The 22,169-nt window shown below is 26.1% G+C and carries 15 protein-coding genes and 1 pseudogene; 10 read left to right on the top strand and 6 right to left on the bottom strand.

Going from position 1 to position 22,169, the window contains the following annotated elements; all coding sequences use genetic code 11:
* The first annotated feature begins 27 nt into the window (after window positions 1-27).
* From Lyticum_RS01715 to miaA, 8 genes are all read left to right on the top strand, one after another.
* A complete protein-coding gene (locus Lyticum_RS01715; protein WP_322498601.1) occupies window positions 28-201 on the top strand; it encodes a hypothetical protein in 174 nt (57 codons plus the stop codon).
* A gap of 97 nt (window positions 202-298) precedes the next feature.
* Window positions 299-532 carry a 30S ribosomal protein S17 gene (rpsQ, locus tag Lyticum_RS01710; RefSeq protein WP_322498600.1) on the top strand — a complete coding sequence of 78 codons (234 nt, stop codon included), beginning with the start codon at window positions 299-301 and terminating at the stop codon, window positions 530-532.
* A 102-nt stretch (window positions 533-634) separates the two neighbouring features.
* Window positions 635-991 carry a 50S ribosomal protein L14 gene (gene rplN / locus Lyticum_RS01705; RefSeq protein WP_322498599.1) on the top strand — a complete coding sequence of 119 codons (357 nt, stop codon included), beginning with the start codon at window positions 635-637 and terminating at the stop codon, window positions 989-991.
* Window positions 992-1,077: 86 nt separating this feature from the next.
* Window positions 1,078-1,470 (top strand): 50S ribosomal protein L24, encoded by a 393-nt coding sequence (gene rplX / locus Lyticum_RS01700; protein ID WP_322498598.1) that lies wholly within the window; start codon window positions 1,078-1,080, stop codon window positions 1,468-1,470.
* Window positions 1,471-1,584: 114 nt separating this feature from the next.
* On the top strand, window positions 1,585-2,058 hold the full coding sequence (locus Lyticum_RS01695) for a 50S ribosomal protein L5 (RefSeq protein WP_322498597.1): 474 nt from the start codon (window positions 1,585-1,587) through the stop codon (window positions 2,056-2,058).
* Between the two features lie 20 nt (window positions 2,059-2,078).
* Window positions 2,079-2,378, top strand: coding sequence for a 30S ribosomal protein S14 (gene rpsN, locus Lyticum_RS01690; RefSeq protein WP_322498596.1), 300 nt, complete (start codon window positions 2,079-2,081; stop codon window positions 2,376-2,378).
* 808 nt (window positions 2,379-3,186) lie between these two features.
* Window positions 3,187-3,897, top strand: coding sequence for a DNA alkylation repair protein (locus tag Lyticum_RS01685; protein ID WP_322498595.1), 711 nt, complete (start codon window positions 3,187-3,189; stop codon window positions 3,895-3,897).
* Window positions 3,898-3,925: 28 nt separating this feature from the next.
* Window positions 3,926-4,927, top strand: coding sequence for a tRNA (adenosine(37)-N6)-dimethylallyltransferase MiaA (miaA, locus tag Lyticum_RS01680; RefSeq protein WP_322498594.1), 1,002 nt, complete (start codon window positions 3,926-3,928; stop codon window positions 4,925-4,927).
* Window positions 4,928-5,001: 74 nt separating this feature from the next.
* Here miaA and Lyticum_RS01675 read toward each other — a convergent pair whose 3' ends face one another.
* The 5 genes and pseudogenes from Lyticum_RS01675 to Lyticum_RS01655 form a co-directional block, all read right to left on the bottom strand.
* Complete coding sequence (locus Lyticum_RS01675) at window positions 5,002-7,593, bottom strand: polyribonucleotide nucleotidyltransferase (protein ID WP_322498593.1); 2,592 nt, start codon at window positions 7,591-7,593, stop codon at window positions 5,002-5,004.
* A 156-nt stretch (window positions 7,594-7,749) separates the two neighbouring features.
* Window positions 7,750-8,019 carry a 30S ribosomal protein S15 gene (rpsO, locus tag Lyticum_RS01670; RefSeq protein ID WP_322498592.1) on the bottom strand — a complete coding sequence of 90 codons (270 nt, stop codon included), beginning with the start codon at window positions 8,017-8,019 and terminating at the stop codon, window positions 7,750-7,752.
* A gap of 238 nt (window positions 8,020-8,257) precedes the next feature.
* Entirely contained in the window at window positions 8,258-9,004 is a 747-nt protein-coding gene (gene truB / locus Lyticum_RS01665) for a tRNA pseudouridine(55) synthase TruB (protein ID WP_322498591.1), read from the bottom strand.
* A 120-nt stretch (window positions 9,005-9,124) separates the two neighbouring features.
* Window positions 9,125-9,742, bottom strand: coding sequence for a 30S ribosomal protein S4 (rpsD, locus tag Lyticum_RS01660; RefSeq protein ID WP_322498590.1), 618 nt, complete (start codon window positions 9,740-9,742; stop codon window positions 9,125-9,127).
* Between the two features lie 473 nt (window positions 9,743-10,215).
* Window positions 10,216-11,277, bottom strand: a pseudogene (locus Lyticum_RS01655) (acyl-CoA desaturase); the annotation flags it as partial.
* A 285-nt stretch (window positions 11,278-11,562) separates the two neighbouring features.
* Here Lyticum_RS01655 and efp point away from each other — a divergent pair.
* Window positions 11,563-12,141 (top strand): elongation factor P, encoded by a 579-nt coding sequence (gene efp / locus Lyticum_RS01650; RefSeq protein WP_322498588.1) that lies wholly within the window; start codon window positions 11,563-11,565, stop codon window positions 12,139-12,141.
* Window positions 12,142-12,201: 60 nt separating this feature from the next.
* Entirely contained in the window at window positions 12,202-13,362 is a 1,161-nt protein-coding gene (locus Lyticum_RS01645) for an FAD synthetase family protein (protein ID WP_322498587.1), read from the top strand.
* 40 nt (window positions 13,363-13,402) lie between these two features.
* On the opposite strand, the gene rpoC is transcribed toward Lyticum_RS01645, so the two are convergent.
* Window positions 13,403-21,937 carry a DNA-directed RNA polymerase subunit beta' gene (gene rpoC / locus Lyticum_RS04170; RefSeq protein WP_322498586.1) on the bottom strand — a complete coding sequence of 2,845 codons (8,535 nt, stop codon included), beginning with the start codon at window positions 21,935-21,937 and terminating at the stop codon, window positions 13,403-13,405.
* Window positions 21,938-22,169: the final 232 nt, after the last annotated feature.

Genomic DNA, 22,169 nt, shown 5'->3' with positions numbered 1-22,169 from the left:
TATAATAACATTCAAAAGAATATTAACATGAATACAGATATAAAATCTATAAGAAAAAAAATATTAGAAATCAAGTCTTCTATAGTGAGTGTTAAAATTGGAAAAAAAAATGTAACTATAAAAGAATTACATCAATTAAAGTCCTCGTTGAGAGAACTTTATAAGGAATTGTCTTCTAATATTCGCAAAAGTAAAATTTAAGTAAAATTTAGTTATAATTATATTTACTCAATGAATTTTGAGAGTTGACAAAATAATATAAATTATATAAAATACCACATTGTTCAATATATAAAAAATGAAAAAATTAAACTGTATAGTTGAAAGAATCTCTTATCCAACTGCTAGAGTTAGCTTTTCTTCTTTTGTAGAAAATAAAAGATATAGAAAATTAATCAAGAAAACTAAAGTTCTACTCGTTCATATTAACAAAAGTCTTTGTGACTCTATTAAAGTTGGGGATGAGGTTGTAGTTTCTTCCTGTACAAAAATATCAAAAAAGAAGTTCTTTTTATGTGAACGTAAAATTTAATTTGTTTTATATATTTTTTATAGATATTTATTTTTTTATCACAAAATTATAAATTTTATAGCTTTTTATTATATATTTTTCTAACTGTAATAAATTTTTTATATGTGCGTTATAAAAGGGACTTTATTAAATGTTGCTGATAATACTGGAGTACACAAAGTTAAATGTATTGATGTAATAAGATCTGGAGATAGTGCTTCTGTTGGCGATCTTGTTGTTGTATCAATTAGAGATTGTTCCCCTACTTCTAAAGTTAAAAGTGGTTCAGTATGTAGAGGCGTTCTTGTAAGAACTGTAAAAGAAAAAAGAAGAACTGATGGTAGTTATATAAAGTTTGATGATAATGCTGTTGTTCTAATATCCAAAGATAATCAACCTATAGGTACTAGGGTTTTCGGTCCCGTTGCTAGAGAAGTAAAACATGCCAAAATTGTTTCTCTTGCGCCCGAAGTTATTTAAAAATTTAAAAAAATTTAAAAAATTATTTAACTTTATTAATTTTATTAATTCAAAAATTATAAAATAACTCAATAATATATTTTTATATGACTTCCGTAGTGAGAAAAATAAAAACTAAAAGAAAAATACGTAAAGGAGATAAAGTAATTGTAATATCAGGAAATCACAAAGGTAAAACTGGTATTGTTAAAGAAGTTATTTCATTTCCAGCATTTTTTTCTAAGAAAAAAATAAAGTATGATTATAAAGTTTGTATTGAAGGTGTTAATGTTATCAAAAAAAGAAAAGCTAAACAAGGAGGATCAAAACGTGAATTTGAACATGTTATGGAAGAATCAGGAATTCATATTTCTAATGTTGCTATGCTAGACCCTAAAGTTGGTAAACCTTCTAGAGTTGGCTATAAATATGATTCAACGGGAAATAAATATAGGGTTTGTTTACTATCTGGAGAAGCTGTTCCTCCGCCATTCATGTAATAAAAAAATAATTTATTTTCTTCTTTCTTAATTAAAACTTAATAATTTGCATAAATTATATTAGAATTTTAGTTATTTTTATTAGATTATATCAAATATTAAATAAGGTTTTTTATGTTAAATTTAAAAGATTCAGATCTAACACCTTCTTCTCATTCTACTAAGCTTTCTAAGTTATATTATGTTGTGCTAAGTGGAGATTATGAGGATTTGTATTTAATCTCAGGTCAAAGACCTTTGAGAACAATTGCTAAAAAAAGCATTTCCACCTTTCGTATATTTAAAGGGCAAAAAGTGGGAGCAAAGGTCACGCTTAGAAATAAAATTATGTGGTCTTTTGTCAAGAGGTTTATAAATGTTGCTTTGCTTAGAGAAAGAAATTTTTTAGGTTTTAATGAAAAATCAATTACTAAAAATGCTTTTTCTTGTGGTTTTAGTGATGTTACTATATTTCCTGAAGTTGATGATGCACGTAGTTCAATCAATGAAACTAGAGGTATAAATATTACAATGGTTTTTCGTTCTGATAGTCGCCAAAGTACTATATCTCTCTTATCTGAAATGGGAATTCCAATTAGAAAAATCTAATATTTTTATTTAAATCTTATATGGCTAAAGTTAGTAAAATTGTTTCTAACCAAAAAAAAATAAAAAAAGCAAATAAATATGATAGTATTCGTCTCTCTTTAAGAAAAAAAATAAGAGATTGTAATATACCATTAAAAAATAGAATGGAAGCGATAAAAGAGCTCCAAAATTTGGGTGTTAATTATAAACTAAGAGTTAGGAATAGATGTTGGAAAACTGGTCGCCCTAGAGGATATTTGAGATATTTTGGATTAAGTCGTATAAATTTTCGTGAGATGGCAGCAGCTGGTTGTCTACCCGGTATAAGAAAATTATCTTAATTGGCATTTTACAAAAGTTTCAATAGATAAAGATATATAAAGTAAAAAATAAGCAAAATACAAATAATAATCATTATTATATAAATAATATTATTTATATTAAAAATGATAAATAATTTTATTTTAAAAATTAGGTACATTAATTGTAATTTACATATTATTATTTTGTTCTTTTATTAATTACAAAAAATAAAATACAAATAATAAATATTCTTTTTCTTTTCTTATACTATAATATATTTAATATATTAGCAGGAAAGCTTTTAATCTTATTTATTTATTGTAAAGTGATTATTAAAAGTGTTATATTCTCTACTTTAAGTTAAAAAGTAAAATTTTAAGTAGAACAAAAAAATATTCTCAGGATATCTTACTTAAGAAAATTAGTAAGATAATAAGTTGGGAAATACTAAAGTAATTTATATCTTTACGCATTTTTCTTCTAGTTTGTATTTATTTTCACTACAAAAATCATATAACAATACGTTATTGCATTATTTTATAATTTTTTGAATTAATAAGGTTTTTAAAATTAAATATTTTAAAATTAAATAATTTTTTAAATTTTTAAATTAATTTCTGAATAAAAGAAATAATTCGCATATTTTTATATCTTCTCTAATAACAAGATTAAAAATTACACCACATTTCCTAGTACTGATTATCCTTAAATAATATTTATTTTATATACTGAAATAAAATCCAGCAAAAAAAGCTTTAAAAATAAAAAATAAAAAATTTATTTATTTTATTTTAATTAATGATAGTAATTTAATACTATTAAAACTTAAATTAATTAAAAAAATAAATGCAGAATACAATTCAAATAATAAAAAAAACTTTAAACGATTCTATAGATTCAACTCCAGAAAAAGTATCTATTTTTTTTAAAACGGGAATTGGTGAATATGCAGAAAACGATAAATTTATAGGAGTAACTGTTCCAACTTTGAGAAAAATTGCAAAAAATTTTGTCTATGATTGTTATATAGAAGATTTAGATATTCTAATAAGATCTCCTATTAATGAAGAAAGATTATTAACTCTCATGATATTAATTTATAAATATAAAACATCAATAAAAGAACAAAAAGAAGAAATTTATCAATTTTATAAAAAAAATCTATATTATATAAATAATTGGAATCTTGTAGATAGTTCTGCACATCTAATTATAGGAGCACATCTTTTTGATAAAGATCGTTCCTTACTTGAAGAATTAGCAAGATCTTCAAATTTATGGGAACGCAGAATTGCAATTATTGCAACATTATATTTTATAAGAAAATATCAACTTAAATGGACATTTAAAATAGCAAAATTATTACAAAATGATCAACATGATCTTATACATAAAGCTGTTGGTTGGATGTTAAGAGAAGCAGGGAAAAAAGATGAGATAAGGTTAGTATCATTTCTTTGTAACTATAAAGATAAAATGCCAAAAACCATGTTAAGATATGCCATGGAAAAATTTTCTACTGAACAAAAGATTTTAATAAAAAATTTTAGTATATAAATAAGAAAAAAATAATACAAAATACACAGTGGAAAAATTACCAAAAATAATAGTTGTATTTGGAGCAACATCATCTGGAAAATCAAATTTATCTGATAAAATATATAATTCTTCAAATAAAGATTTTATGATTATAAATGGAGATTCTGCACAGCTTTATCAAGAATTACCTATTCTTACTGCTATACCCTCAGATTATAAAAAATATAATTCTAATAAAATTATATCTCTTAGTAGTTTATATAGAATATGGAGTATTTTTGATAATAAAGATGATAAATCAGTTAAAAGCTGGCTTAATTTATGTATAGATAATATAGATACGTCTAGAATTAATAAAATCACTCCTGTTATAGTAGGAGGTACAGGAATGTATATTAGTAGTTTAATAGAAGGAATTAATAATATGCCAAGTCATTCTACTTGTTTGTATAGAAAATATGAAAATGATATAAATGAGAAAAAAATTAGCGTTCAAGAATTATATAATAAATTAATTTATCTAGATAAAGATTTAGCTATTAAGCTTTCGCATAATGATAAACAAAGGATAATACGTGGTTTAAGTTTTTATGAAAGTACAGGTACAAAATTATCCACATGGCAAAATCATAATCAAATATCAAATAAATACAAAGAAAATGAATTTTTATTAATATATATTGATCCACCAAAGGAAATACTACAAGAAAGAATAATATTTAGGCTTGATAAAATGATTGCAGAAGGAGTTATTGATGAAGTAGAGAATATAATGAATTTAACTCAAAAATATAAAAATGATAATAAAGAATATTCATTACCAAGAATAATAGGACTGAATGAAATAATAGATTATATAAAAGGAAAGATAGATATAAATAATATGAAAGAAAAAATAATATGCAAAACTAGGCAGTATGCAAAAAGACAAAATACTTGGTTTCGTAATAAGATCTTAAAAAAATTTCCTTCTATAACTACTATATATAGTGATAATAAAATCGATAAAATATATATCAATGATATTCTTAGTCAATTAAGACAATAGTTTAGCTTAATGCTTAATATATATTTATTAATGTAATTATGTAATTTTTTATTTTCTTATTTAAAATGATTTTTTCAAAAAAACCTCAAACGCCTTTTTTGATGCCCATTAGTATTTTTATACTGAATATTAATTTTACTTTCATTACTATTTTCTTGATTTTCTTGATTATTTATATCAACAGAAATATTAGAATTATCTATTACCTTATCAAAACTTTTATCTTGTTTTTCTTTGTATTTTATAGAATTAGAGGTATTAGAATTATTATCTAAATTTTGATAAATTTTTATTTTTTTTTCCCCTTTAGAAGAATCTACCAAATTTGCATCTTTTTCATTCTTACCAGATTTAGTTTTTTGTGTAGTATTTTGTTTTGATGAAAATTTATTTAATAATTTAGGAACTTTCTTTTTCTGTTTTGATTTTAATGAATTTTGATTAGTTATATCTATTTCTTGATTATTTATAGAATTATTATTAATAGCATTAGTAGAACAATTCACATCTTTATTTTTAGATGTTAAATTTTTGCTATCATTTTTTTCTTTATTGATATTAATATTATCGTTTATATTTAAATCATTGCAATTATCATCATTTACTATTTTTAATCTGATTTTCCCAGATTTTTCTATTTCTATAACTTTTATTTTAATTTGTTGATCTATATTAAAAATATCCGATAAAGAATCAATGTATTTATCTCCTATTTCACTAATATGAACTAACCCTTCATAAGCACGACCAAATCTTATAAAAAGGCCAAATTCTGCGATTTTTGAAATTATACCATCGCATATTAATCCTATTTTAGGCCCATCTACTAACTCCTTAATATAATCTTCAACAAATTTCATAGAATTTTGGTTTGGTGCCATAATGCTTATAATACCACTATTATTAACTTCTATTTTAGCACCGCTTTTTTCACATATATCTTTAATTACTCTTCCACCTGGACCTATTATTTTTTTAACTAATGATTCACTTATAGTAACATTTTTAACCTTAGGCGATGATTCAAAATTTATATTTGTATCTTTTCTTTCACAAGAATTCATTATATTAATTATATGTTTTAATCCATCTGACGATTGATTTATAGCACCTATAATTATACTATTATCCAAAGGAGATTTTATATCCATTTGTAATGCTGTTATTCCATCGATTGTGCCAGATATTTTAAAATCCATATCACCTAAAGAATCCTCATTTCCTGTTATATCTGATAAAATCATCATATTATCTGATTCTTTTATTAGCCCCATTGCTATACCACCAACAAGCTTTAATATTGGAACACCAGCATCACGCATTGCAAGAGAAGAAGCACAGACTGTGGCCATAGATGATGATCCATTCGAGCTTAAAACTTCTGCAACAACTCTAGTTGTATATCCAAAACGACCCTGTTCCTTTAATGGAATAAGAGATCTTAAGGATTTATATGCTAGATTTCCATGGCCTATTTCTCTTCTCCCAGGAGAACGCGCAGCCCCAATTTCATTTGTAGCAAATGAAGGGAAATTATAATGAATTATAAGATTATCGTAATATACTCCATTTAAAGAATCTTTTATTTGCTCATCTTGTGATCCACCTAAAGTCACAGCAGCAAGAACTTGAGTATCACCCCTAGTGAATATAGCAGATCCATGAGATGATGGAAGATATCCAGTAATACAAGATATGTGTCTTATCTCATGGCTTTGACGACCGTCTATTCTTTTTTTATCTTTTATAACTTTTCTTCTAACTAAATTCTTTTCAATCTTTCTAATTGCAAGGTTTACAATATTTTGATTAGCATCTGGATGAATATAAAGTATATTTTTTAATAATGCTTCTCTAATATTAATAATTTTATGATTACTATCTTTTTTACTACTATTAAATAAAACATCTTCAAAATCCTTTAAATAATCAGAATTGTTAATTAATGAAATATATTCATTACAAATCTTTTTTATTTCATCAACTTTAGATAGAAGTTTATGTTTTTGATTTCCACATTTTTGAACAAAATCATCCATCATATCCAAAATTGGTAAAAGACTAGTTTGTACATCAGATATTATATTTCTTAATATATCGATAGAAACTTCTTCTGCTGCAGCTTCAATCATAGTAATATATTCTCTAGTAGAACTTATAGTTAAATCAATTTTTGAATGTGATTTAAATTTTCCTTTTTCTATTATTTTTTTTGCTGCTACTGATTTTGTACATGGTACTCCTGAAATCTGCAATGCTAAACTACTACCAATAATAGACATTACATCTAAACTTAATGCATCTGGATCATAAGACAACACATTTACGGTTATTTGAACTTCGGCAAGATAATGATCATCTATCAGTGGCCTAAGAGAACGATCAATAATCCTTGAATATAATATATCGTTATCCGTTTTACCTTCTCTTTTGGTAAATCCACCAGGAATTTTACCAATTGCATAAGATCTTTCTTGATAATTAACACTTAAGCCTACATAATCAATAGAACCTATAAGGTTTTCATGAGAAGCTACTGCAGTAACTAAAATAACGCTTTTACCAGATTTTACAACAATAGATGCATCTGCTTGATTAGCTAAAAACCCCTTTTCAACAACTAAATTTTTATCACCTAATTTTATCTCATTTGATATAATTTTCACGTATTTTAAATATAAATAATAGAATTAACTTAATTTACTGCATTATTAATGCAATAAAATTTTTGGAATGAATTTTTAAATTTTTTTTAGATTTTACTTTATTTTTTAAAAAAATTTATAAAAAAATAAAAATATCTAATAAATATCTAATAAATATTAATTTTTTATTTTTAACCCTAATTTATTCATTAATTCTATGTATTTTTCTTTATTAGTTCTATTTAAGTATTTTAACAATTTTTTTCTTTTAGCAACTAACATTATTAATCCTCTACGAGATTGGTGATCTTTTTTATATACAAAACAATGATTAGATATTTCCTCAATTCTAGCTGTTAAAACAGCACATTGAACTTCTGTAGAACCAGTATCGTTATGATCACGTTGAAATTTTTGTATGATATCTTTTTTATTTAAATTTGTCATTTTTATATTTGTTAATTTTTATTAATTTATGACAAGTCACCTGATAATGAGATTTAATCTAATTAATCCGTCTGATATGTCGAATTCATGAAATGCAAATGATTTTTATTTTACTTCTACATGTAGATTTATAAACCTGCAACTATTTATATTAAAAGTAGAAGTAAAATACTAAACCATTGCTTAGTCATATTTATTTGATTACAATTTACTTTAAAATAAAATTATTTAACTTTCATCATTTAAATATAATATTTAATGGTTTTATATTGACATGAAACCATTGTTCAAATGTTGAAACAGAGGTAGCAGCCAATTTTATTATATATTCTAAATTATGAGAATTTTCAACTAAAAAATCACTTATTTTCGTGCGATATATTGAGATAGTATGACCATAACATCTTAAAACATCCCCCATATCCCTTGCTAAAGATCTTATATAAAATCCAGATGAACAATTTACTCTTAATTTTGTACACCTTGTTTTTATATCATGAGATATAATCTCTAATGAGTTTACTATAACATCACGAGATTTTAAACAGAATTCCTTTTTTTGTCTAGCTAACATATAAGCTCTTCTACCATTAACTCTCAGTGAAGAATATTGAGGCGGAATTTGTTTTATACTACCTTCAAATTGAGGTATAATTTTATTTATATCATTTAATTCGGGAGTTATATTACTAGCAGATATAATTACACCAGTATGATCATCAGTTGTAGTTTTTTCACCCCATTTTATCGCAAATTCATATTCTTTATTTGCATTAACAGCATATTGCATTAATTTAGTAGCTTTTCCTATTCCAACTAAAAGAAGACCAGATGCTTCAGGATCTAAAGTTCCAGCATGACCAACTTTAATTTTTGTATCAGATAGGTTATTCAAGAGTCTTTTTATAGGAAAAAGAGCCTTGAAAGAACTAATTCCAATAGGCTTATTTATTAAAAGCCATCCATCTAATCCTAAATTTTTCATCGGATATAGAAAAACGCTAAAAAATCCAAAAAAGAACTAAAAATATACTTCTAACACAATAATTCTAACATAATAATTTTTTAATCTAATTTTAATTTAAATTTAAGATTATGAAAAATATTATGAGGAGTAATATTCTATTACTTGTCCAATTTGAATAATAGAATTATTCGGAACGAATGATAAAGATGGTATATCATCAAAAGATATTGACATATTATCTCGTGATAAAGATAGATATTCAGGAATAATTCTTTCAGAGCTATCACCAGCCCTTTTAATAACTTCCAATTTTCTAGATTTATCTTTTATAGAAATTATATCTCCTACTTTTAGTTGATAACTAGGAACATTTACCTTAGAGTTATTGACTAAGAAATGCGCATGACCAACAAGCTGTCTCGCTTCATATATAGATGAAGCAAACTTACTTCTATAAATTACTGTCATTAACCTAGATTCCAACATTGCTATCATGTTTTCACCAGTATCACCTTTTTTCTTTGCTGATTTTAAATAAATGTTACGTAACTGTTTTTCGCTTATACCATACATTATTCTGAGTATTTGTTTAAATCTAAGTTGCGTTGCATAAGTAGTCAGCTTTTTAGTGTGCGAGCTTTGACCATGAACTCCAGGTGGATAATTTCTTTTATTAAAAGAATTTTTTGAACTTCCGCATATATTAACACCAAGACGACGGCTAGATCTAAATTTAGATTCTTTTATTTTTGTCACTATTGATATTTAAATTAATTTTATTTTATAGTTAGACTATCGAATAGTATAGTTTTCTATATAATATTGTCAATTATTTTTTTTGATATGTATTTATTACTATATATAATTAATTATACTGAATGAATTAATTCATAATAAAATATAATGAATTATATTATTATAATAAGATACTCTATTATGAATTATTTTTTATAAATATATTAGTAGTAAAAAATATTTTAATTAATACTGTATTGAATTCCAAGTTTTTCTGCTTCTATATTCAATTTATGCAAATATTTTAAGCTTTTTTCTAAAAAATTCAAATTTAAAGTTCTACTATTTTCGATTTTTTTACTAGCAAATTCAGCAAAATCTTTAGCTTTTTGTTGAAGATCTTCAAGAGATTTATTAACTTTATTAAATTTATTTGTTATATTGTATTTAAGTTCATCAATTTTATCAGAACTATGATGTAATAAATATTTTTTGATTTCATCAAATTCTGTATATATTATTTGATTTGCATCACAAATATTATCAGTTACATCACTTATAAACATTCTAATTTCTTTAGATCTAATAGATGCAACATTTGCTATTGCTTCAGCTGCAGCTATTAATGATTCCATTCTTGGTTTTATAGTATTTTTTTTCATTTCTATCACTGTTGCATTGATACGATCTTCTGATGTAATTACTAAATCCCAAGCCAGACCTAATTTATACATTCCCCATATTATCCATTTATGCATATCAAAATGATACCATTTGTGACCATTTCTATAATCTCTACCAAAAGCATGATGAAAATTATGCCAATTCTCACCAAGAACCATTGGTGCCATCCACCACACATCACATGAACTATCATTTGCATATTCTTTAGTACCTTTAAAGTGACATACAGAATTTACACAAAATGTCATCTGTTGTTGTAAAGCACGACCTAATCCAACAAATAAAAATCCCGCATATGCGGCATGTAAAGAATAACTATTATAAATAAACATACCCAATATCATTGGTGGTATGATATTCATAAATGTTGCAAGTTGCCAATAATATTTTAATTGAAATAATAATATTTTTCTCCTACCTAATGTAAGCATTGTAGCTTTATCAATATGTTTATTTTCATGTTCACTTACTAACATCCAACCTATATGTGCCCATAGTAATCCTTTTAATTTATTTTTATATTTTACTGGAGTATGGGGATCATTTTCACCATCAGCATAAGAATGATGGAATTTGTGATCTGATGCCCAAATTAATGCTGGACCTTGTAAACAACCAGCACTAATAATCATTAAAACTGTTTCTACCCAAGGTTTTACTTTATATGATCCATGTGCCCAAAGTCTGTGTAATCCTATACCAACAGTTATATTACAAATATAATATCCAATTGTGGCAATAATAATATCTTTCTTATCTATACCAAAAGTCTTGCTATATAGAATAGCAAGTACTATTAATAGTATAGGGTAAAAAATTAAAACAATAATTGCTGGATAATTATAAAATAGTTTTTTTGATTTGTTTTCCATTTTATTATTTTTAATAATACATTATTATATTATGAATTAATTTGTTATAAATATATTTTATCTATTTTTATAAGCATTTTATATTGACAGAAAATAGCAATGATTTACTATTTGTTATTGAATTTGTTGCATTATACTCTTACAGAATTTTATAAAAACTTGTTGATATTAAAAAATATTGGAATTAATTCTTATAAAAAAATTAAAAAGTTAATGCTCAAAAACAATCATCTCATAAAAATAACATAATTAAAATAAATATAAAATAAAAAAATAACTTGTTATATGCAAATAAATGCAAATGATATAAGAATCGGAAATATAATAGATCATGATAATCGTTTATGGCTAGTATTAAAAACTATGCATACACAACCTGGGAAAGGAGGTGCATATATGCAAGTTGAAATGAAAGATATAAAAAATGGAACAAAAATAAATATTCGTTACAGAAGTAGTGAAACTATAAGTAAAGCTGCTTTAAATCCAAAAGATTATCAAATTTTATATACTGATAATAATAATAAGATTTTTGTTGCTATGGATAATAATACTTTTGAACAAATTAATTTAAATATTGATTTAATTACAGATGAGCAACAAAGATTATTTATTGAACCGGAAATGAATATTATAGTAGAATTTTATAATAATACTCCTATAATTGTTAAATTACCTACAACAGTTATTGCTACTGTAAAGTATTGTGAAACTGTTATTAAAGGTCAAACTGCTGCTGCATCTTATAAACCTGCTACTTTAAGTAATGGAGTTAGAATAATGGTGCCACCTTTTATTGAATCTGGTGAAAGAATTATTGTTAAAATTGAAGGTTGTGAATATATTGAAAGAGTAAAAAAATAATTTTAGATATTTTAAAAAATTAGTAATTAAATCTAAGATTTAACTAAATTTTTATTTTAAATGAATAAAATTGACTTAAATCTGAAAATTTTTAAAAATAACCTTAAAATCAAATTTTTTTCTCTATTTGATCTGCAAAATAATATATCAGATGAATTTTCCTATTATTCTGTTGCTATTGGAAATTTTGATGGTGTTCATTTAGGACACAAATCTGTTATTAATTATTGCATCACTAAATCTAAAAAAAAATATAAAAAATCTAATAATCACTATATTAAATCTGTGGTTATTACTTTTTTACCACATCCCAATGAATTTAAAAGTAATTTTCACCGAGAATATAAAAATATTATATCTTTATCAGAAAAAATTATATTTATTGCGAAATTAGGAATTGATGAAATATGGTTTTTAGATTTTAACGAAGAACTAGCTAATACTCGAGCAAAAGATTTTATCAAAATACTTATTAGTAATAGAGTTATTTCAATCACTACAGGAGAAAATTTTTGTTTTGGTAAAAATAAATCTGGAAATTCTGTTTTTTTAAAAAAATACATAGATCAATATAATCAGTATAATCAGACTACTTATAATATTGAATATCATTCAATACCATGTATTAAGATTAATAATAATATAATTTCTTCTTCTAAAATAAAAGAATATATAAAATATGGAGATATAAAAACTGTTAATAAATTTTTAGGAAGAAAATATAATTTTTATTTAGATTATTTATCTAGAAATCCTAATTACAAAGATTATTTCATTAATATAGGTTATGTATTATTAAAAAAAAAGATTTTTTTTCAAATAAAATATTGCAGATGTAAAATATCTATTGATTTAATCAAATTATTTTACAAATTTATAAAATTATATGAAATAACACCTATTAAAAATATTAATTCAAAGAAATATAAAATATATTTTATACTTTTTATAAAAAAATTAAAAAAACTAAAATTATTTTTATTAACAAAAAATTTTAGATTGATTATTGACAAAAATGCATTAGTAAAAATAGAATCAAAAAATATAGAATATAGTAATAAAAGTATACAAATATATATTAATAATAATACATTTAAAATAATACATTCTTTTATAAGAAAAATAACTTACTATTTATTTAGTATTTTTCATATAAAATTGAATATATATAAAGAAAATATTATACCAATTAACTTTGAATTAATAAGTGTAAATCTATAATATCCATAAATTTTACACTTTTTAATTTTTAATGTGATTCTTAAGACGATGCAACCGAGATCTCATTATCATTTTCTAATTTATCTATTGACTCCTGCAATTTTTCATCTTTAATTTGCTCTTCTAATTTTTTTCTTACTTCTCTATCACGTATTAAAGCTTGATCTTTTACTTTCATAAAACAATATCCTGATCCTGATGGGACTAATTTTCCTACAATAACATTTTCTTTTAGTCCACGTAACTCATCTGTCTTTCCTGCTAGTGCAGCATTAGTAATAACTCTAGTTGTTTCTTGGAAAGATGCAGCTGCTAAGAAGGAGCTAGTTTGTAAAGAAGATTTAGTAATTCCTTGTAAAACCCACATACACTCTGCAGGTTCGTACCCAAGAGCAATAGTTTTTCTATTTATTTCTTCAAATTCTTCTCTGTCAACTTTTTCACCTTCTAAAAATACTGTACCATTAGGGCGGGTTATTTCTACTTTACGTAACATTTGCTTAACAATAACTTCAATGTGTATATCACTTATATTTACACCTTGTAGGCGATATACTTGTTGTACTTCTTCTACTATATGATGAGTTAAGGCTTCAACACCCATAATTCTTAATATTTCATGAGGAGATGGACTTCCTTCCATTAGTAAATAACCTCTTTTAACATAATCTCCATCTTGAACTGTTATATTGTGACCTCTTGCAATAAAATATTCTACAAAGTGATCTGGATTAGTATCAGAACGTATTATTATATGTCTTTTTGACTTATAATCTTTAGTAAATTCAACATAACCATCTATTTCACTAATAATAGAATGATCTTTAGGATAACGTGCCTCAAACATTTCAACCACACGTGGTAATCCTCCTGTGATATCGCGACTCTTTGACGATTCTTTTGGTATACGTGCAATTATATCTCCAGCATTTACATTATCTTTATCTTTTACACTTAATATTGCATTAACAGGTAAATGATATTTTGCCTCCATACCATTAGCTAAAATCAATACTTTTCCATCTTGATCTTGAAGAACAATAGATGGATGAAGATCTCCAGCTGTTTTCTTATAGCTTTTACTATCCATAACAACATAGCTGGTCATACCTGTAACTTCATCGATTACTTCTTTCACAGAAACATCTTTAATTAAATCAACAAGTGATATTATTCCAGTTTTTTCTGTTATTACTGGAATTGTAAATGGATCCCATTCTGCTAATTTTGCACCAATTTTTATATTATCATATTCATCAAATAAAAGACTTGATCCATATGGCAATTTACAACGTGTTATTTCGCAACCCTTTTCATCTATAATAATAGCTTCACAATTTCTACTCATAACAATTTTATTTTCTTTACTATCAATAACAATGTTTTTATGACTTAGTCTTAAAATACCACCATGAGCAGCAATTGCACTAGATTGTAAAACAGCTTTTTGAGCAGCACCACCAATGTGAAAGGTTCTCATAGTTAACTGTGTTCCAGGTTCCCCAATCGACTGAGCTGCAATAATACCAACAGCAGTTCCAATTTTTACTAATTTCCCATTGGATAAATCACGACCATAACACTTCACACATATACCACCTTTTGTATCACACATAATAGGAGATCTTACTTTAATAGAATCTATTCCAGCTTCTTCTAAAATATCTATCACTTTTTCATCTATAACTTCATTCTTCTTTATTACCAATTTATCTTGAATTGGATAATATATATCAATTGCAGCTACTCTACCTAATATCCGGTCTCTAAGAGGTACAACAATCTCTCCATTCTCCATTACAACCCCCACAGTTATTGATTTATCAGTATTACAATCATCTGTAATAACTATACAATCTTGTGATACATCAACTAATTTTCTGGTAAGATAACCAGAATTAGCAGTTTTTAATGCAGTATCTGCAAGTCCTTTTCTAGTACCATGTGTAGAATTAAAATATTCATAAACTGAAAGTCCTTCTCTAAAATTAGATACAATAGGAGTTTCAATAATTTCCCCAGATGGTTTAGTCATAAGACCTCTCATACCAGCAAGCTGTCTAATTTGTGCTGCTGACCCACGAGCACCAGAATCAGCCATCATAAATATACTATTTATTTCTGAAACATTTTTTATAGGATAACCATTTTTGTTTAAAGATATATACTTCAAAACATCTGAACCTATTAAATCTGTACAACGAGACCATGTATCAACAACTTTGTTATATCTTTCACCAGAAGTAATTAATCCATCCGAATATTGCATTTCATATTGCTTCACTTCCTCTTTAGCATCATTAACATGCTTTGTTTTAGTATGAGGAACAACCATATCATCTTTACCAAAAGATAATCCAGATTTACAAGCATATTTAAATCCTAATTGCATAATATTATCAGCAAATTTAACAGTATTTTTCTGCCCACTATTTTTATAAACACTTTCTATCAAATTCGATACTTCCTTCTTATTCATTTGTTTGTTTATCTGATCGAATCTTATTTTGCAATTTTCTGGAAGAGCTTCAGCAAAAATTAATCTACCAGCAGTTGTTTCTATTAATCTTGTTACATACTTTCCATCTAGATCAAGAATCTTATAACGACATTTAATTCTTGCTGAAATATCTAATAATTTGAAAAATACAGCATATTCAACTTCTGCAAAACTAGCAAATATCATTCCTTCACCTTTTTGACCAGGCAATTCTATAGTTAAATAATACAAACCCTGTATTATATCTTGACTTGGCACTATTATTGGCTTCCCATTTGCAGGAGATAAAATATTTTTAGTTGATGCCATTAATATTCTAGCTTCACTCTGTGCTTCTGGTGAAAGTGGTATATGAACAGCCATCTGATCTCCATCAAAATCAGCATTAAATGCTGTACAAACTAAAGGATGAAGTTGGATAGCCATACCATCTATAAGAATAGGCTCGAATGCCTGTATTCCCAATCTGTGTAAAGTAGGAGCACGATTTAGTAAAACAGGATGCTCTCTAGTAACTTCTCTTAAAATATCCCATACTTCAGGAGTTTCTGCTTCAACTATTTTTTTTGCAGCACTAATTGTAATTGCTATTTGACGCTTTTCAAGTCTAGCATAAACAAAAGGTTTAAATAATTCTAGTGCCATTTTTTTAGGAAGTCCACATTGATTCAACTTTAAATGCGGTCCTGCAATTATCACTGATCTTCCAGAGTAATCAACTCTTTTTCCTAAGAGATTTTGTCTAAATCTTCCTTGCTTCCCTTTTAGCATATCTGCTAATGATTTTAAAGGTCTTTTGTTAGTAGTAGTAACAGTCTTTCCTCTTCTTCCATTATCTAACAAAGCATCTACAGATTCCTGTAACATTCTCATTTCATTATGTACAATAACTTCTGGTGCTTTTAGTTCTAATAACCTTTTTAACCTATTATTACGATTTATAACTCTACGATACAATTCATTGAGATCAGATGTAGCAAATCTACCACCATCAAGCATAACTAAAGGTCTTAAATCAGGGGGAATAACTGGAAGTACAGTTAATACCATCCATTCCGGTTTTACACCAGAATCTATAAAATCTTCTATTAATCTTAATCTTCTAACAATTTTCTTTCTTTTTATTTCAGAATTACAATTAATGAGCTCTTCTCTTAAAATAGTTCTATTTTCATGAAGATTAAATTCTTCAAGCATTTTACGTATGATATTTGCACCCATTCCTGCTTCAAATGTTCCTTCTCCATATTGATTTAAAGCATTGTGGTATTCATCATCATTTATTATTTGTCCATATTGAAAATGAGATAATCCAGGATTTGAAACAATATATACATTAAAATAAAGAACTCTTTCTACATCTTTAAGAGATATATCTAATAATGTAGAAATTCTAGAAGGTAAAGAGCGTAAAAACCATATATGTACAACAGGAGAAGCTAATTTAATATGTGCCATTCTCCTGCGTCTTTTTTGAGAAACTGTTACTTCAACACCACATTTTTCACAGATTATACCTCTATATTTCATTCTCTTATACTTGCCACATAAGCACTCATAGTCTTTTATTGGTCCAAATATAGCAGCACAAAACATTCCACCCCTTTCTGGTTTAGCTGTTCTATAATTAATAGTATCAGGCAATTTTACTTCACCATGCGACCAAATTTTTTCTATAGTTTCTGGGCTAGCTAAAGAAATAGATATCGCATCTCTAGATTTTACAAAATCTTCAGGATTTTTTTCAAGATCTATAATGTTGATACTACGACGGTTACATTTTTTATGATCTACATCTTCTGAAATGAGAGTTTGATTATTATCTTGATCAATTGCTGCTGCATTAGAAATATGATCATTTGTTAAATTATTTTGATTATCTGAGTTTTCTATATCTTCTATTAGTCTATTATTAATAATAGAAACTTCTTGAATATCTATACATAAAGATCTTAATTCCATAACCATTACATGAAATGACTCAGGCCCATGTAAACTAGGAGAAATATATCCTTCCTCTTTATTACATATTTTTTCATAAATCTTTGTTCTACCAACAACATCATCTGATTTTATAGTAGATAATTCGTGTAATGTATATGCTGCACCATATGCTTCTAATGCCCAACACTCCATCTCTCCAAAACGCTGTCCACCAAAATGAGATCTACCTCCCAATGGTTGTTGTGTAACTAATCCATATGGACCAGTTGATCTCATATGCATTTTATCATAAACTAAATGATCAAGCTTAAGCATATATATATAGCCAATACTTATTGGTCTATCAAAATATTCACCAGTGCGACCATCTATTAGTTTTACTTGTCCAGAAGTATCACATCCTACATAACTTAAAATGTTATTGATATCATTTTCAGTAGCACCTGAGAATATAGGACTAGCAAAAGGAATACCATTTGTTAAATATTCACCAACCTCTAGTAATGTAGAATCACTACAAGTTTTTAAATCATTGCATATTTTATCATTATTTTTATTAATTTTTAATTCATCATATTGATTTTTATATATTTTTAGTAATTCTTCACGTAGATCGTTTAAAATTTTTTGATCATTTTGTTGATAATAATTATCAATTATTTTTCTTACTCTCTTACCAAGATTAGATGAAGCCCATCCGAGATGAGTTTCCAAGATTTGTCCTATGTTCATTCTTGAAGGAACACCTATAGGATTAAGAACTATATCAATAGGAGTTCCATCTTCCAAAAATGGCATATCTTCAATCGGTACAATTTTAGAAACAACTCCTTTGTTTCCATGACGTCCTGCCATTTTATCACCGGCTTGAATTCTTTTTTCTGTTGCAATAAAGATTTTTATCACTTGAAGAGCACCTTGTGGAATATCATCTCCACTTTGGATTCTATCTTTTTTCTTATCAAATTCTTCTTTAAATTGCTGGGCATAATTATAGTAAAAAGAATTTAAATTTTGTAATTTAATCATTAATTCTTCACTCTCAAAAACAAAATCAAAAATTTCATCTATTTTAGAATTTTCAATTAAGTTTTTTGTAACAATTACGCAATTTTTTAGTATTTTTTTTCTTAATTTGATTAATTTTTCTCCTAAAAAAATTTCAATAGCTTGATTTTTAACAAAATCAGTTAAAATTCTTATTTTATCTTCGTAATCTCTACTATATTTTTCTATTTCATCTCTTTCTAGCAGAATTGCCCTTTCATTTTTTTCTATCCCTTTTCTAGTAAAAATTCTTACCCCAATAACAGTACCACTCTCCCCAGGTGGCACTCTAAGAGAAGCATCTTTGACTTCACTTGCTTTTTCTCCAAATATTGCTTGGAGTAATTTTTCCTCTGGAGTTAATAGAGATTCTCCTTTTGGAGCAACTTTACCAACTAAGTAATCTCCACCTTTTACCTTTGCTCCTATTCTTATTATTCCACTTTCATCAAGATTACTAAGCAAATTTGCAGATGCATTTGGTATAAAAGGAGTAAATTTTTCTTGTCCAAGTCTGGTATCTCTTGCTTCAATAACATATTGTTGGATATGTATTGAAGTGAAAACATCATCTTTCACCATTCTTTCAGAAATAACTATCGCATCTTCAAAATTATATCCATTCCATGGCATAAATGCTACTAACAGATTTTTTCCTAATGCTAACTCTCCTTTTTCAGTACAGGAACCATCTGCAATAACATCACCTGCTTTAATATAATCACCAACATTAACAATAGGTATTTGATTAAGAAGAGTATTATGATTTGATTTTTGATATTTATTAAGATTATATATTTTGATTTTAGATTCAATATTAGAATCTAACGAAATAATTACTATACGATTTGCATCAACACTTTCAACTATACCATCTTCTTTAGCTAATACTACAGATCCAGAGTTTTTAGCAACAACAGATTCTGTTCCAGTACCAACTATAGGAGCTTGTGGCCTTATTAATGGAACAGCTTGTCTTTGCATATTAGCTCCCATTAAAGCACGATTTGCATCATCATGTTCTAAGAATGGAATAAGTGACGCTGCAACAGAAACAATTTGTGTTGCAGTAAGATCAATATAAGATACTTCTTCTATAGGAACAGATATAAAATCACCGTCTTTACGGCACATCACTCTTTTTTCTAAAATATATGCATTTTTATCTCTTTCAACATTTGATGCACATATCATATATTTTTGCTCTTCTATTGAAGATAAATAATGTATTTCTCCTGTGATTTTTCCATTATCTACTTTAATATATGGAGTTTCAATAAAACCATATTTATTAATTCTAGCATACATAGCTAGAGAATTTATTAATCCTACATTTGGCCCTTCTGGTGTTTCAATAGGACACATACGATTATAATGCGATGAATGGACATCTCTAGCTTCAAAACCAGCTCTATTTCTGTCTAATCCTCCAGGTCCTAATGCTGATATTCTTCTACTATGTGTGATTTCAGATAGTAAATTTGTTTGATCTACAAATTGTGATAATGGGGAAGTACTAAAAAATTCATGAATAACACCACCTAAAAGCCTTGGATTAACAAAATAATGCAGCACTGTAGAATCCGATGCTTTTTCAATTATAGAACGAACATTTCGTGATAAACATGATCTAAATAAATTTTCTATTGATTCTCCAACTGCTCTTATACGTCTATTAGAAAGACTATCTATATCATCTACCTCTCCATTTCCATCTCTGATTGCAAGTAAATTTTTAATAACTTCTATAATATCTTCATTTCTTAATACTTTTACATCTTCTGAAATGTTAACTCCATGACAAAGATTCATTTTCATACGACCTATCGCTGATAGATTATATTTAGCTGGATCAAAGAATGTTGAATACCAAGATTTCTCAGCAACTTCTAAAGAAAACTGTTCTCCTGGGCGAAGTATCCTATATATTTCAACAAGAGCTTCTTCCCTATTAGTATTTTTATCTGCTAAAACAGTAGTACGTAAATAATCACCTGTTTTTATCCCCCCCATCATTAGAACTGATATTTTTCCATCACGATTCTTAATATAATCTAAAAGATCTTTTGTTATAAGATCACCAGATTGAATAAATATATCATTATTATCTTCTATATTAATTGTAATATTATCTGCAAAATATCTTCCTAATATTTCATCCTCTGATGCATAATATTTACATCCTACTTTTTTCTTTAACTTATTAATAATTCCAGGAGTTATTCTAGTATTATCTCCTACTAAAACTTCATTATCATAACTAATAATTTCTTTATTTACTTTCATCCCAGCAAAATCAAGTATATCAAAATTACTTATCCAATGACCATCATGATAAGTATACTCTTTAATTTCATAGAATGTTTTAAAAATTTCTTCTCTTGATAACCCTAAAGCATACAATAATGTACTCAAAAGGATTTTTTTCTTTTTATCAATTCTAAAATACATATGATCTTTTGCATCATATTCCATATCAAGCCATGAACCATGATAAGGAATAATACGAGCAGAATATATATATTTTCCCAATGAATTGCTCCTACCATTATCTTTAAATATAAAAACACCTGGAGATCTATGCATTTGAGAAACTATCACTCTTTGTGAGCCATTAATAACAAAAGTGCCACTATCTGTCATTAAAGGGATATCACCCATATATACGACTTGTTCTTTTATACTATCAACTTCTTTATTCCCATTTTCATCAATTGACCATATTATCATTCTCAACATAACTTTTAACGAAGCAGAATAATCAACTCCTCTTTGTTGACATTCATATGGATCATATTTTGGATCTCCCATCTCATATCCCATATATTCTATAGTTGTTGTTTCATTAACAACTGGGAAGACTTGTTGAAATATTGATTCAATTCCTATGTTTTTTCTTTCATTTTGGGGTATATTTCTTTGCAAAAAATCATTATATGATTTCATTTGCATTGCAATTAAATATGGAATCTCATCAATTTCCCCAATATTAAATGCTCTATTAAAAAATTTTCTTGGATAAAGTAAATGTTTTTTGTTATCTAAAACAGGATTATTAATGTTTTGTTGCAGAACAATTGTCATACTTAAAATAATTATTTAATTAATTTACAACTAATTTTGTACAATAAAATTGTATATTTTTATTAAAAGTTATACTTATAACTTAATATTTTGATTTATACCAAAAATTACATTATTAATAATATAAAATTTAAAATTTGCTATTGATTACTAATAATTTTTATAAAAAATTTTTAATAAAAAAGATCATTATAATCAAAATCTTACTAATTTAGCAATATTTAAAGGATAA

The sequence above is a fragment of the Lyticum sinuosum genome (genome assembly GCF_034471385.1).
GTDB classification, from domain to species: domain Bacteria; phylum Pseudomonadota; class Alphaproteobacteria; order Rickettsiales; family Midichloriaceae; genus Lyticum; species Lyticum sinuosum.
Note: the sequence above shows the minus strand (reverse complement) of the source record. Positions and strands in the feature narration are given on the sequence as shown.